General features: G+C 43.2%; 15 protein-coding genes. 5 read left to right on the forward strand and 10 right to left on the reverse strand.

Annotated elements, in window-relative coordinates; translation table 11 throughout:
• Positions 1-2 precede the first annotated feature (2 nt).
• Both ACMXYT_RS10500 and ACMXYT_RS10505 read left to right on the forward strand, forming a co-directional pair.
• Positions 3-1,103: an amino acid ABC transporter permease gene (locus ACMXYT_RS10500; RefSeq protein ID WP_415898615.1), complete on the forward strand. Its 1,101-nt coding sequence runs from the start codon at positions 3-5 to the stop codon at positions 1,101-1,103.
• Positions 1,104-1,115: 12 nt separating this feature from the next.
• Positions 1,116-1,886 (forward strand): amino acid ABC transporter ATP-binding protein, encoded by a 771-nt coding sequence (locus tag ACMXYT_RS10505; protein ID WP_415898616.1) that lies wholly within the window; start codon positions 1,116-1,118, stop codon positions 1,884-1,886.
• 87 nt (positions 1,887-1,973) lie between these two features.
• Here the strand turns inward: ACMXYT_RS10505 and ACMXYT_RS10510 are convergent, their stop codons facing one another.
• Positions 1,974-2,630, reverse strand: a complete 657-nt coding sequence (locus ACMXYT_RS10510) for a glutathione S-transferase family protein (RefSeq protein WP_415898617.1) — start codon at positions 2,628-2,630, stop codon at positions 1,974-1,976.
• 89 nt (positions 2,631-2,719) lie between these two features.
• On the opposite strand from ACMXYT_RS10510, the gene ACMXYT_RS10515 reads away from it, so the two are divergent.
• Complete coding sequence (locus ACMXYT_RS10515) at positions 2,720-3,598, forward strand: LysR substrate-binding domain-containing protein (protein ID WP_415898618.1); 879 nt, start codon at positions 2,720-2,722, stop codon at positions 3,596-3,598.
• Here the strand turns inward: ACMXYT_RS10515 and ACMXYT_RS10520 are convergent.
• The 4 genes from ACMXYT_RS10520 to prmB all read right to left on the reverse strand — a co-directional run bounded on the left by ACMXYT_RS10520 (position 3,585) and on the right by prmB (position 7,779).
• Complete coding sequence (locus ACMXYT_RS10520) at positions 3,585-4,316, reverse strand: lytic transglycosylase domain-containing protein (RefSeq protein ID WP_415884108.1); 732 nt, start codon at positions 4,314-4,316, stop codon at positions 3,585-3,587. The genes ACMXYT_RS10515 and ACMXYT_RS10520 overlap by 14 nt on opposite strands.
• 20 nt (positions 4,317-4,336) lie before the next feature.
• Positions 4,337-5,623 (reverse strand): threonine/serine ThrE exporter family protein, encoded by a 1,287-nt coding sequence (locus ACMXYT_RS10525; RefSeq protein ID WP_415898619.1) that lies wholly within the window; start codon positions 5,621-5,623, stop codon positions 4,337-4,339.
• A 91-nt stretch (positions 5,624-5,714) separates the two neighbouring features.
• Positions 5,715-6,806 carry a chorismate synthase gene (aroC, locus tag ACMXYT_RS10530; RefSeq protein ID WP_415884106.1) on the reverse strand — a complete coding sequence of 364 codons (1,092 nt, stop codon included), beginning with the start codon at positions 6,804-6,806 and terminating at the stop codon, positions 5,715-5,717.
• Positions 6,807-6,849: 43 nt separating this feature from the next.
• Positions 6,850-7,779, reverse strand: coding sequence for a 50S ribosomal protein L3 N(5)-glutamine methyltransferase (gene prmB / locus ACMXYT_RS10535; protein ID WP_415898620.1), 930 nt, complete (start codon positions 7,777-7,779; stop codon positions 6,850-6,852).
• Between the two features lie 65 nt (positions 7,780-7,844).
• On the opposite strand from prmB, the gene ACMXYT_RS10540 reads away from it, so the two are divergent.
• Positions 7,845-8,396 carry a Smr/MutS family protein gene (locus ACMXYT_RS10540; RefSeq protein WP_415887669.1) on the forward strand — a complete coding sequence of 184 codons (552 nt, stop codon included), beginning with the start codon at positions 7,845-7,847 and terminating at the stop codon, positions 8,394-8,396.
• On the opposite strand, the gene ACMXYT_RS10545 is transcribed toward ACMXYT_RS10540, so the two are convergent.
• From ACMXYT_RS10545 to ACMXYT_RS10555, 3 genes are all read right to left on the reverse strand, one after another.
• Positions 8,397-9,293, reverse strand: coding sequence for a patatin-like phospholipase family protein (locus ACMXYT_RS10545; protein ID WP_415898621.1), 897 nt, complete (start codon positions 9,291-9,293; stop codon positions 8,397-8,399).
• A 65-nt stretch (positions 9,294-9,358) separates the two neighbouring features.
• The gene (locus ACMXYT_RS10550; protein ID WP_415898622.1) at positions 9,359-10,189 is read right to left on the reverse strand and encodes a DUF4892 domain-containing protein; all 831 of its coding nucleotides are present in this window, start codon (positions 10,187-10,189) and stop codon (positions 9,359-9,361) included.
• A gap of 37 nt (positions 10,190-10,226) precedes the next feature.
• Positions 10,227-11,072 (reverse strand): alpha/beta fold hydrolase, encoded by an 846-nt coding sequence (locus tag ACMXYT_RS10555; RefSeq protein ID WP_415898623.1) that lies wholly within the window; start codon positions 11,070-11,072, stop codon positions 10,227-10,229.
• Positions 11,073-11,170: 98 nt separating this feature from the next.
• Here ACMXYT_RS10555 and ACMXYT_RS10560 point away from each other — a divergent pair, with 98 nt between their 5' ends.
• Positions 11,171-12,952, forward strand: coding sequence for a Wzy polymerase domain-containing protein (locus ACMXYT_RS10560; RefSeq protein WP_415898624.1), 1,782 nt, complete (start codon positions 11,171-11,173; stop codon positions 12,950-12,952).
• On the opposite strand, the gene sixA is transcribed toward ACMXYT_RS10560, so the two are convergent.
• Complete coding sequence (gene sixA / locus ACMXYT_RS10565) at positions 12,935-13,387, reverse strand: phosphohistidine phosphatase SixA (RefSeq protein WP_415898625.1); 453 nt, start codon at positions 13,385-13,387, stop codon at positions 12,935-12,937. The genes ACMXYT_RS10560 and sixA overlap by 18 nt on opposite strands.
• Positions 13,384-14,412, reverse strand: a complete 1,029-nt coding sequence (locus ACMXYT_RS10570; RefSeq protein ID WP_415898626.1) for an NAD(P)H-dependent glycerol-3-phosphate dehydrogenase — start codon at positions 14,410-14,412, stop codon at positions 13,384-13,386. Before ACMXYT_RS10570 ends, sixA begins: the two co-directional genes overlap by 4 nt.
• Positions 14,413-14,431 lie beyond the last annotated feature (19 nt).

Below are 14,431 nucleotides of genomic sequence, written 5' to 3' on the forward strand. Positions count from 1 at the left end.
AAATGAAAGAATTTAAACCACTACCCGATCAACCAGCACCACGTGATACTGTAGGCCCAATTCATTGGATCAGAGATAATTTCTTTGACTCAATATCTAATTCGATTGCGACACTACTTATCCTTGCTGGTTTAGTGACGGTTATTCCACCTTTGGTCGATTGGCTATTTATCTCTGCCAATTGGGCTGGTGCTACTCAAGACGCTTGCACCAAAGATGGTGCTTGTTGGGTATTTGTTAAAGCTTGGTCCAAGCAGTTCTTCTATGGAAGCTACCCTGCCGAAGAAATTTGGCGTATCAACGTTTGCTTGATTGCCCTTGTTGGTGTCATCACTGCATCGAATATGCTGAGCAAAGAGCTGCGCAACAAGATCGCTATACCACTTTTCTTAGCATTGCCATTCCTATCTATTCTGATTCTTGATGGTAGTTGGATTGGACTGGAGTATGTATCAACTGACTATTGGGGCGGCTTCTCGCTCAACGTACTACTAGCCGCTGCGAGTATTATCGTTGCCTTCCCATTAAGCTTCCTTTGGGCGCTCGGACGTCGTTCTGATATGCCATTTATACGAAGTGTAAGCGTTGTACTGATTGAGTTCTTCCGTGGTGTACCAGTACTTGCCCTATTCTTTATGGGCTCTGTAATGCTGCCACTGTTCTTCCCTGAAGGAACCAACGTAGACAAACTGATTCGCGTATGGATTGTACTTACACTCTTCATGTCCGGTTATATGGCTGAGGTATTCCGAGGTGGTTTTCAGGCTGTCCCTAAAGGGCAGTACGAAGCAGCAGACTCTCTGGGTCTAGGCTTTTGGCAGAAAACACTGCTGATTATCCTACCTCAGGTCATCAAGATATCTATGCCGAATATTTTGGCAACATTTATCATGCTCTTCAAAAATACGACGTTCTTATTGATCATCGGTATCTTTGAAATGCTGAGTACCACTCAAACAGCACTAGCAAATTCAAGCTGGTTAGGTGGTCATTCGACTGAAGGTTACCTTTTTGTAGCCGTCGTTTTCTGGATCTGCTGCTTCAGCATGTCCATGATCAGCGCATCAATCGAACGTAAACTCGACACAAGCCATAAGAACTAAGAGGTTTTCCTTGTGAGCATAGAACACGAAAAAAATATCGAAAACAACGAAGATATCATCGTTATCAAGGACCTCAACAAATGGTATGGCGAGTTCCACGTATTAAAAGATATCAACCTACGCGTTAAAAAAGGCGAACGCATCGTTATCTGTGGCCCTTCCGGCTCAGGTAAATCAACAATGACTCGCTGTATTAACCGTCTGGAAGAGTTTCAACGCGGCTCTCTAACCGTTAATGGTGTAGAGATGATCGAAGATGTGAAGAATATCGAAGCGATCCGCCGTGAGGTGGGAATGGTATTCCAACACTTTAATCTTTTCCCTCACCTAACCATCTTAGAGAATCTGACGTTAGGTCCAATTTGGGTCCAGAAAAAACCGAAGAAAGAAGCTGAAGCAACTGCGATGAAATATCTGGAAAGGGTAAAAATTCCAGATCAAGCTAATAAGTTTCCAGGACAACTATCAGGTGGTCAGCAACAACGTGTAGCCATTGCACGTTCGTTGTGTATGAATCCTGAAATTATGCTTTTCGATGAGCCAACATCTGCGCTTGACCCTGAGATGATCAAGGAAGTGCTAGACGTTATGATCGAGCTAGCCGAAGAAGGCATGACCATGCTCTGCGTAACCCATGAGATGGGCTTCGCTAAGAAGGTTGCTGACCGAGTTATCTTTATGGATGCTGGGGAAATTGTGGAACAAAATACGCCTGAAGAGATTTTCCACAATCCGCAAACAGACCGTTTACAGCTGTTCTTAAGCCAGATATTGGATCACTAATAGCTAATACCTAATAAAAACGAACTTTCCAGCGAAAGCAAAGCCGCTTACCTGCATTACAGCTAAGCGGCTTTTTTTATGTAAAATTTACTCTAGCGGCTCCCCTGCTTCATCCTCGTCAACCACTTCGGTTTCCTGCAGGGCATCATTTATCCAAGCCTGAAGAGCCGGATGTTGTAAGACGGTCTGCACATAAGCAGATGATTGAGGTGATAGCTCAATACCATAGGTCAAAAATCTCAAAACAGCTGGAGCAAAAAACACATCAACAATCGTAAAGCTGCCAAATAACCAAGGCCCTGATTGCTTATGTGTAGCTCTCAATTCTGCCCAAATAGCATCCATCCTTTGAACATCTTGCTCTGCTGCTGGGCTTAGCTCTATTTTACGTTTAGCTCGGCAGTTCATCGGCATCTCGTTACGTAAGGCATTAAAGCCAGAGTGCATCTCGCTGACGATAGCTCGCGCTTTGGCCCGCTCAGACATATCACTCGGCCAAGCAGCACCATCCAGATAACGCTCATTAACATACTCGCAAATAGCGAGAGAGTCCCAAACATTCAATTCACCATCGAGCAATACAGGCACTTTGGCTACGGGAGTATGCTGCTTTAACGTCTCATAAAATTCATCAGTGAAGAGGTTTATTTTAAGTTCATCAAATTCGACCTCAAAAGCTTTGAGCATCAACCAAGCTCTTAATGACCAAGACGAGTAGTTTTTATTCCCAATAATTAGCTGCATAACATCCTCCGTATCTAGGCTTAAGATTGTGGCAACTTGCTTTCTATCTGACTAACGAATAGTTTTGATAGCTCCTATTCGAAATATTGATGGATGATCGCTGTATGGATATAGATGCACTTCGCAGCTTTATCGCTTTTGTAGATACTGGAAGTTTTACTCGCGCGGCTAAACAAACTTTTCGTACGCAAAGTGCAATCAGCATGCAGATGAAAAAGCTTGAGGAAGAGACAGGCCACAGTCTATTCATCAAAGAAGGACGTAACCTTTCTTTGACCAACCAAGGCCAAGAGCTAGTCAGTTATGCTCGAAAACTTGTCGCTTTGCATGATGAAGCTATTGGGCACTTTTCCATTACCCAAGCACAAAGGCCATTAAGAATTGGATGCCCTGATGATTATGCGGAATCGGTTCTCCCACAACTATGCCAGCTTATCAGCGAAAGAATCCCGGATTTAAACTTTAATATTGAGTGCAATTGCAGCAGTAAATTACGCTCGATGTTGGATTCGGGTGAATTAGATATAGCCATTCTCACTCGGGCTCCAGATGGCGATGAAGGATTTGTACTTAAACACGATATCGGTGTTTGGGTACGTGGGGGTTATCCAGAACTGCTAGAGCAATCGCCACTGCCTTTGGTGTTATTTGAACCAGATTGTAAATTTCGAACCACAGCTGTTGATGGTTTAGAAAAGCAAGGGATCGATTACCGTTTAGTCTGCGCGTCTTCTAGCTCAACTGCACTCAAGGGTTTATTAAGAGAAGGTCTAGGTATCAGCGCTATGGCGACTTCTAGCATTAGTCATGACCTAGTAATTATCGATGAGAAACGATTACCTCCACTGCCCTCTGTCGATATCGTCCTCGCGATCGCACCTAGGCCACACCCTATGTTTGGCTCAGCTGTAGCGACTGAATTGAGTACAATTTTCTTAGAGCAAAGCGAGATTGCTACAACGCTTTAGCGTAGCGCTCTTTAAGGATAGCAACGCGCTCAACATAGGCTTTAGTTTCAGCATAGGGAGGCACGCCATTATAGCGTGTCACCGCTCCTGGACCGGCATTGTAAGCTGCTGTACTTAGGGTGAGATCACCAGAGAAGTTCTGTAATAGCTGGGCTAGATACTTAGTCCCACCCTCAATGTTTTGATTGGCATCCATGCTATTTGTAACCCCAAGATCTTTCGCTGTCGCCGGCATTAGTTGCATCAGACCTTGCGCCCCTACCCGAGAGACAGCATTAACTCGGAAAGCCGATTCAGCATGAATGACTGCACGGACCAAGGCTTCATCAACACCGTATTTTTTCGACATCTCTTTAACTTGATCACTATGTGCATTCAAATTTAAAGGCGTGGTGTGCCAATTAACAGTTGAAGCTACACCGCATGCAAAACAATCAAACCTCAGAACTTCAAATCCTATATTCAACGGTCTTTGATCTGAGAATGACAATACCCCGTCATCATTACGGTACTTATAAACTTTTTTGAGTGAAGAGGAGCTTTTATTGGTGTAGTTAACCTTCCTCTGCTTATCGCTAAGGTTGGTATATTCGACCCGTCCATCTGGGTGCACAATTTTCCGAATTTCGCCCGCAATAAGATTTACTGGCGTTAGCGAAACGAAAACACCAATAATCGTTAAAACTGCGGTTGAAGCCGTAGCTTTCCATATCTTCATAAACAGCAGTTTAGCAGCTATTAATCCCGGAGGTTAACCCTTCGCCATCGCAGCTCTTTAGGGGGAAGAATTAATGAGGAAAACAGCAACCCTGTCACCAGCGCGATAGCAACAAAGCTCATGCTAAATGCCGTATCGATCCCTTCAAGCACATTCTTTTCAACCATAAGGGAGAGGCTCTGAAAACCAACACTTCCCGGTACCAGTAAGATAATACCCGGCATTAACATGACCGCTCGGGTAATCCCTGAAATACGCTCAAACAAGTTCGCTACCAAGCCTGTAATAAATGCGCCAATAAAAGCACCTAAGACCTGACCAAATAGCTGAGCCCCATACCAGGTTGCTGCAAAAGCAATACAACCACCTAGTACCACCCAATGCATATCAACTGGACGGCTCTGGAAAAGAAAGCACAGCCCGATGCCTGCATAGGCGATTGATAGCCATAGACTCCAGTCAGGCAGATACCATTCAAACGTCACAGGTTGTGCTGGAAACAAGCCTGTTCCAATAGCATTACCAATGGCTACGCCAAAGCCTATCTGTAAGAATATAGTACCGGCATAAACCAATCGTGCTGTGCCCGAAACCATATTTTGCCGAGCCAACTCTGCTACTGCAGTGGTCAACGGCAAACCGGGGACTAACACAATTACCCCTGCAACCGTGGCTATATAAGGCGATGACAACCACCCCAAACTGGCGACAAAATTGGCCACTAATGCTGATAAAATCGCCGATAACGTAGGGAACAAGTATTTAAGTGAATCGGTTCTTAAAAACTTAACCGCGATCAAGGCGGTAAGCATGCCGATAAAAAAGGCCACCAGCATCTCAGCTACAGCACCACCTAAAAGGTGAGCAATACCCGCTGATAAAAGAGCAAACCCGGCCATCTGGCCTTTAACACCAAACCTAGCACCTGAGTTAGAAATAGCTTTAAGTTGATGAGCACCTTCTGACACCGTGATAGATTCAGACATGACATCCCGAACCACCGTATTTACTTGGATCTGCCTCTCAAGGTTTACTTCGCCTTGATCTACACGGAAAACATAGGTTTTAGGCTCAGGCTCTTCTGGGTGTGAGAAGCTCATTATAAGGTTTGTAGGCTGCGCTAAACACTGAACACCAAAACCAAGGGTCTCACCCACGCGTTTCATCGTATTTTCTAGCTCATAAGCCGTCATCCCATAGGTGTGCAGAGCTTTGGCTAAGCGCAGCATAAAACCCACCGGCAAGGTTCTTGGCGGAAAGTTTGGCTGTTTATCTAATGAGTAATGATCAAGTAGATCAAACGACATAACGGCTTTGAATCCTCTATAGCCCTAAAACAAAAAAGGATAAATTATCGCTAATTTACCCTTTCCTAGATTCGATTGGCGAATTTTAATATCAGGTGATAACAGGTATCTCAGATTTAACATCTGCGTTTTGTGCTCGATCACGTAGTAAGTGATCCATCAACACAATTGCCATCATCGCTTCGGCAATTGGTGTTGCTCGAATACCCACGCAAGGGTCATGACGACCTTTCGTCACAACTTCAATCTCTTCACCGCGACTATTAATACTACGGCCCGGCAGACGCAAACTAGAAGTCGGTTTCAAGGCAATATGCGCAACGATATCTTGACCTGTAGATAAACCGCCTAAGATACCACCCGAATGATTCGACAAGAAACCTTCAGGCGTCATCTCATCCCTGTGCTCCGTGCCTTTCTGTGAGACACAATCAAATCCATCACCAATCTCAACACCTTTTACAGCGTTGATGCTCATCAACGCATGAGCAAGGTCAGCATCAAGTCGATCGAAAATCGGCTCACCTAAACCAACAGGTGCGCCTGAAGCCACTACAGAGATTTTAGCACCTACAGAGTTACCCTCTTTTCGAAGCGCATCCATGTAAGTTTCCATCTCAGACACGGCTTCGGCATCTGGAGAGAAGAATGGATTGTTAGGTACTTCATTCCAATCGAAGTTAGCTTCGTTAATTGCAATCGGACCTAATTGAGATAGGTAACCTTTAACTTCGATACCTTTAGACGCTAGATACTTTTTCGCAATAGCACCTGCTGCAACACGCATAGCAGTTTCACGCGCAGATGAACGGCCACCACCACGATAATCACGGAAACCATATTTATGCGTGTAAACGTAGTCAGCATGGGCTGGACGGAACGTCTCTTCGATATTGGAGTAATCTTTAGAACGTTGATCGGTGTTTTTGATCAGCAAGCCAATTGGTGTACCAGTAGTTTTACCTTCGAAAACACCCGATAAAATCTCTACTTCATCAGCTTCACGGCGCTGAGTTGTATGACGAGAAGTACCTGGCTTACGGCGGTCTAAATCTAACTGTAGGTCAGCTTCAGAAAGCTCGATGCCTGGAGGGCAACCATCAACAATACAGCCAAGAGCCTTACCGTGGCTCTCACCAAATGTAGTGACTGTAAACAGCTTACCGTAACTATTTCCTGACATCGCAGTATTCCATCCAAAACGTTCTTAAAAATTCAGGGCGGGATTATACCAAACAATCCCGATGTTGGCGCAGTTCCTTAGCAGTAATCGCAAACACACCATTACCGCCGCGTTCAAACTCTAACCAAATGACCGGAATCTGTGGGTATTTCTCCATCATATGCACTTCACTATTACCTACCTCAACCACCAAAAGGCCATCTTCAGTTAGATAATCATTCGCTTGCGCAAGAATCTGACGTGTAATATCCAATCCATCAGGGCCAGAACCCAACGCTAGTTCTGGCTCATGATCGTATTCCTCCGGCATTGAAGCCAAATCGCTTTCGTCCACGTAAGGAGGATTACTCACAATCAGATCATACTTCTTACCCTGTAAGTTAGAAAACAGATCACTTTCAATAGCTTGAACACGATCACCCATTTCATGTTTCGCTATATTGATGTTAGAAACATCGATAGCATCAGAAGAGATATCGGCCAAATCAACTTCCGCTTCGTCGAAAGCATAAGCGCAGGCTAAACCAATACAACCACTACCCGTACACAGGTCCAAAATACGTTCAACCGGACCTTCTCGCAGCCATGGGCTAAATTGATTTTCAATCAACTCAGCAATAGGTGATCGTGGAATCAGCACTCTTTCATCAACAAAGAAAGGCAATGAGCAGAACCAAGATTCACCAATAATGTATGGCAGAGGTCTACGTTCTACCGCACGCTGATGGATAAAAGAGATCACCCGCTCTTTTTCTTCCTCTGTAAGACGACCATCCAAAACTGCAGGGTTTACATCCCATGGCAGATAAACTGCCCCTAATACTAGCTGAGTAGCTTCATCCCACGCATTGTCAGTACCATGACCAAAATAAACCTTATGTTGCGCAAATTGACTCATCGCATAACGGATGTAATCACGTAAGCTGTGTAACTGATTAGTTATAGAGTTTAAAGTTAAAGCTTGCTCGCTCATTCAGTCTGGACCGATATTTTGTTAAATTTAAAGAGCAATATTAATAAAACTCGCACAGGAACACCATGAAAGACCCCCGTGAGAATGAAGACATCGACTTTATGTCGGCAATGGAGGGCGTAACCCGCCATAAGCATGACAAAGCTGATACCCAGATAAAGACATCAAAGAGTGATCTTCATAACAAGCAATACCGTCGCCAAGCTGCTACTCAGCAGGAAGATAAGGTTATCGATGGTTTATCCGATGAAGCGGTAGAGTTGGTGGAATCTAGCGAAGAACTTTTATTTGCGAACCCTGGGGTACAACTTCGTGTTCTAAAACGCCTTAAACAAGGGCATATCCCTTGGGAACAGGGTTTAGATCTTCACGGATACACAGTTGATCAAGCTCGCGATCAGCTTAGTAAATTTATTTTTGAAGCGAGAAGAAACAAGGCGAGATGCGTCATTGTCGTGCACGGCAAAGCACATTCATCAGAAAGCCAGCAGGCAATGATCAAGTCTTACGTTAACGAATGGTTAAAACGCCTAAACGGAGTACTCGCCTTCTGTTCCGCACAGGCCAAAGATGGTGGCGCTGGAGCCCTTTACGTTTTGCTTAAACGCGATAAATAGCTAATTGATTGGATCACCGTTTTCTAACGCTTCCAACCTATCTCGCGTTGCAAGCCGCCCATACTCAATAGCCTCTGTTGCACGATGAAATTCATAAAAGCTACATAGGTCTTTAGGAATACGTACAAGTAAATCAGGCGGGTAACCGGCAATTTTATATTCAGCTAAACTCGCCTGCATCACCTCCACAGAGTTAAGTAGGACATCCATACGCCCCCCGATCTCTGTCGGCTGATCGACAGCAACCTCTTCACTGCCTTCAGCAGCATTCGCATCTGGCATATGCCATTCATCACTCATACCGCTGCGTTTTAAGTACTGATTACTGGGTAACTTAAGATGACTATGACTGGAATCCCCCGTATTCAAATCTACCGCAATGATAAGATCAGCTTGAGCAGCAACGACGGGGATGATTGGAAGAGGGTTTAGTATGCCACCATCAACCAGCACTCTCCCCTCTTTGACGACGGGAGTAAATAAACCTGGAACAGCAACGGACGCACGAATGGCGTCAAGTAGAGGGCCTTTTTGGTACCAAACCTCTTTTTGATGAGCTATATCAGCAGCCACAGCTGTAAAATCAATCTCAAAATTTTCGATATTAGGCGAACCTAAAATTTCAGCCAACTGCACAAATATTTTGTCACCACGAATAGCCCCTCGTGACAGGGTAAAATCTAATAACCTAACCACTCTCATCCAGTTGAGGCTGGTTACCCACTCTTTATATTCGTTTAATTTCCCGGCAGCGTGCATTCCTCCCACTAAGGCACCCATTGAGCTTCCTGAGATAGATACGATCTCATATCCTCGACGTTCTATCTCTTCAATCGCTCCTATATGGGCATATCCTCTCGCTCCACCACTACCAAGAACTAATGAAACTGTTGCCATAATGACCTCCTAAGCACTTAAAACTAGGAAAAAATTAAGTTAGCGTTCGATCTCCTTTGAGCTTATTAAAGCTCTTCTTTATAAATCATGATTACTACATCACCCGTTTTTGACTTTGTTCCAAAAGCTCCAACGGGGTGTACATTCACTTGCTCAGCCAAAACGCCATTAGTGATTAACTTTGCTTTTAACTGATTACCATACTCCAGCGCACTATTAAGTTTTTCCTGATAGGAACCAGCTGTAAAATCGGCAGAAACTATCCAAATTTGTTGCTTGGGATTATTTTGAATGAAGGCTAAAAGTCTTTGGAAGCCTTCTTCAGTATCAACATATTCTTGAACCAACTCACTCTTATCTGAAACAGAACGATCAGAAGCCATTTCCAAAACATCTAATCGCAAATAAACTTTTTTGTTGCCTCTCTGGACTGAATACAAAGCGAAGTAACGTTGATTAAGTTTGAAGCTAGCTACTCGTTGAGTGGTATCAATACCGTATAATCTCGAATACTTAAAAATGGTATTCGCCCATTGATTACTACTACCACATGCCCGCCCCTGACAATTAAATTGCTCGGTTGCTCCTTGCTTCTCTAACTGCGCTGAGAAAAATTGGAATGCTTCATCGGAGGAATGGTTTTGAGGAATTCGGTAGGTCAGTTGAAACAATTTGCCGCTTAAGCGTTCCTCTTTTTCAGGGGCAATGACACCATTAATCTTCTCTAACCCACCCAAAACGAAACGGTAATCCGCGTTTTCTATCACTTTATATTGAACAATAGTTGATCGAGGAAAACGCTCAAATGAGCCATAGTCGACGCTGCCTCTAACATCGGAAGCAGACTGCACATTCATAGAAAAAACAAAAAACAACCAAGGTACTAATAAACGCATTCCATACTCCTGAAAACGTAACACTGATAATGGTGCATCATGCCCATTGATTTATACGTTCAGCCAACAAAGCTGCAGGTTTAGGCTCTAAGTGCAAATGATGCCCTCCTTCCATATCAATCACTTCAGCATGGTAAAAGTCACCTAACCAAGGATTAATGATGCTATCTGCTGCACCATTCGATCCCCTTATAACTATAGCTTCTGATCTTACGGATTTAACAAAAGAAGAGATCTGTGAAAAACTAAACCGAACCAAAGAAGGCATCATCAACTTTGGATCATTACTCCAAATATAGCCTCTTTCCGTTCTTGATAATCCACGATCTAGGAGAGCCTCAGCTGCTTCTTGAGAAACGGGCCAACGACCATTCATACGAGCCTGAATAGCATCTTCGTAGGTTAAATAAGGACGTAAGGTTTTCGAAACCATCTTGCTACGCTTTATCACAGCATCAGCAAACAACTGAGGTAAATCTTCCTCTTCATAGAAAAGAGGTGCCAACCCTTCTATTAGCATTAAATGATCGACCTTTTCTGGAAAAGCACCTGCAAATAGCATCGCAATGCTTGCCCCCATTGAATGCCCAATGAGACTGACTTTATTCAAAGAAAGTGTATCTAAAACAGCATGAAGGTCTGTTACGTTATCCCAAATATAATAAGGCATAACCTCTGGACGATGATCTGATCGCCCATGACCGATTAAATCAATTGCTATCAATCTGATGCCTGTGAGATTCTGTGCTAAAGCATAAAAGCTAGCAGCATTATCCAGCCAACCATGCAAAGCCAACACTGGAGCACCATTGGGATCTCCGTATTCAATAGCCGCTACCGTATAACCTGGAATCTGTATTTCAAAACTAACTTTATTTGGCATAGGTAGACAAAAACCCTATTAGCAATAATCAGTTAGGTACTATAAACCGAAATTACGTTAAGATCTCAGCTAAAGTAAGTAATTGGAACAGAACAAACATGACTCTACGACTTGAACTGGAAAAGGACCCTTCCCTCAAAAAGCCACAAAAAGTCTTTTTTGTACTGTTTGGGATAATGTTCCTTTTAGCCCCCTTTTATTACCAACCAAACATGGGCGGTGAAGGCTTAAGCATTCCACACAATGCAAGCCTATGGATCATCGCTAGCTGGATCATTGCTGCTGCCTGCTACATCATCTATAAACAAAATAGAATTATTTTACCTAGATATTGGTTTACTTTGGCTCTTCTACCCCTGGGCGCAATTATCACTAGTTACATTGCTGATAATAACAACCCAGCTGAGTGGCTAATAAGATTGTCGGTAATCTGCGGTGGATATTTATTCTTTATAGCTCTTTATCAATTCGAACTAACTTCAAGGCAAATAGAAAGAAGTTTATACATCCTTTTATCAATGGGATTAATTGCTGCTACGTATGGGATTATCCAAACCCAAACTCCCCCAATCCTATCAGGCTTTATTCCACACAGCCCTAAATTGACCCCAGTAGGACCATTTCAACAGGTAAACATCCAAGCAAGTTTAATGGCAACGGTTTTAGTCCTCGCTTTTTACTTGATCGGACGTCCTTTAAGTAAAAATAAGAACCCAATTATCATAGTCTCCATAATAATCACTGCCATGGCTGCTAGTTACAATATCGCAAGCAGTGGATCTAGAGTTGGTACTCTAGGAATAACCTTGGCATTAACTTTATTATTTCTAGGTCGTTGGAAAATCTACTCAAAATCAAAACTTATCTTGGCCTCTGTAATAATTGCATCATTTACAGGCGGCCTACTGGGCAGTCAGGGTCTAGAAAAAACTTCAGATAAGTTTGATCGAATTATGAAACAAGACATTCGCTGGAGCATTTACAACATGTCGTGGGAGCTTTATACCGAAGCTCCAGTGTTTGGCCATGGGCTTGGTAGCTTTCAAAAAGTTTTTCAGGATAAGCGGATGGAAGCCCAAGTAGCGGGGATTTATAACCTAGGTAAATCTCCTAAATTTACTCACCCTCACAATGAATTCATATTTTGGCTTATTGAAGGTGGTACCTTTGCTATTCTCGGTATATTAGCAGCGACACTTTATACATTTATACAATTAACTAAACTTGGATGGCAAAGAGGATTTGGTTACGCAGCTTTGCTCATTCCAATTACTCTACATACCCAAGTAGAACTTCCCTTTTATATTTCCAATACACCTTGGTTCTTGTTGCTAACAATTTTATTTTTAGTTCACCAATCAGGTAAAAAGACCTATTCGACCTCAAAATTATCAAAAGCAGCAAGCACCACTATACCTTTAAGCGCAACAGCTATTGCACTAGTTAGCACTAATTTACTGATTAAAGCGCAAGTGGGTAATGCTGGACTTATTAACTACATCCATTCAGGGCAGAAAAAAACCATTTATCTACAATCGCCCCTAAAATCTCAGTACTTTGAAAATCACACCACATTCTTAATACTTCGCCGAAATATGTTTATAGGGATGAGTCAAAATGACAACCAACACGCTGTTCTTTTTGCTCAGTGGGCAGAGGAACAAATCAAAGATAATCCCGAATTGATTTACTATAGCAATTTAGCCATCGCCTATGACTATACGAATCGTAATGATGAGCGAGATCAAATAATGAAAATAGCGATGAATACTTATCTAAACAATTTAGATCTGCAGCAGCTAAACCAACAGTTTATGGCAAAGGATCTAGAGGATGGAAATAGCAGTGGCGCCATCAAACAATTAGATACGACGAACTAAACGCCCGAGCCCAGCTGCTGGCCAATCCGCTTCCAGCTGGGCTATTTCACCACAACTGAAGGTAGCTGGATTATGTGCACTACCTTCGCAGCAAATTGCTTCTACATAAGAGATTAAGGGCATATGCGTAACCACGAGTGGAGAACGACTTTCAAACCTTTCTAGAAAGGCTAAAGCATTCGCAGGATCAGATTCTGGCGTCCAGAGTTCCGAAATAAACTGCTCAACCCCACCCAACTGCTGATTAACTATTTCCGCAGTCTGACAGGCTCTGACATAAGGACTATGAATAACACAATCCACATCTTTAAGATGAGGTACAGCAGTCTCTAATCTTAACTCGAGCCTTTTAACGCCTTCAGGCGTCAACTTGCGCTGAGCATCCGATTCAGCAAAAAACTCGGCTTCACCGTGGCGCATTAAAAAGAAATTCATTCGCCTTCTCTAGGTAAGACAAATTCAACATCGGTACTCTGCTCACTCATCATCAGCATTTTTACGACTTGAGCGACCGGAGCGTGGTTGAAAACAACCTCATATAATCCTGCAACAAGAGGCATATAGACACCCATCGCAGCAGCTTTTTCTTTGACGTGCTTGATCGTGTTAACACCTTCGGCAACTTGCCCTAAAGCCTCAACCGCTTCATCTAAGGTTTTACCTTCACCTAACGCATAGCCAACACGGTAATTACGGCTCAAAGGCGACATACAGGTTACAATCAAATCACCAACGCCAGCTAGACCAATAAATGTCATAGGGTTTGCCCCCATACATACCGCAAATCGGCTCATTTCAGCCAAACTACGTGTCATTAACATGCTCTTGGTATTTTCACCCATACCAAGTGCAGCACTCAAACCTGCAGCAATGGCATAAATATTTTTCAGCGTACCACCAAGCTCAACACCGTAAGTATCAGAGCTAGCATAAACACGAAAATAAGAGCTATGAAGAATATCCTGAACCAGTGTTCTAACGTCTGCAGAATCACTAGCAATTACCGTTGCTGTTAATTGCTTAGCAGCAACCTCTTTTGCCAGATTAGGTCCGCTTAAGACGCCAATACAAGCATCAGGCATCTCTTCAGTCAGGATCTCGCTCATCAAGCTAAAAGTCTTAGCTTCAATGCCCTTCGTTGTACTTACGAGCATCTGCTCCGGCTTTAACCAAGGTTTAGCTTGTTCAATCACTTGCCTAAATGACTGACTCGGAATAGAGACAAAAACCAGTTCTGCATCAAGGAGAACATCTTCTAACGAACAAGATGCCGTAATATTTTTAGAGAGTTGGTAGTCAGGAAGGTAACGAGGATTTTCATGGAACTCGTTGATATGATCCGCTCTTTCCTGATCACGTAACCACAAACTAACTTTATGACCATTATCAGCGACAATGTTCGCTATTACCGTGCCAAAGCTACCTGCACCCAGCACTGCAACCTTACGAATATCAGACATAGATAAATTTCGCTTCTAC

This window comes from Neptuniibacter sp. QD37_11 (assembly GCF_047778105.1).
Taxonomy (GTDB): Bacteria; Pseudomonadota; Gammaproteobacteria; order Pseudomonadales; family Balneatricaceae; genus Neptuniibacter.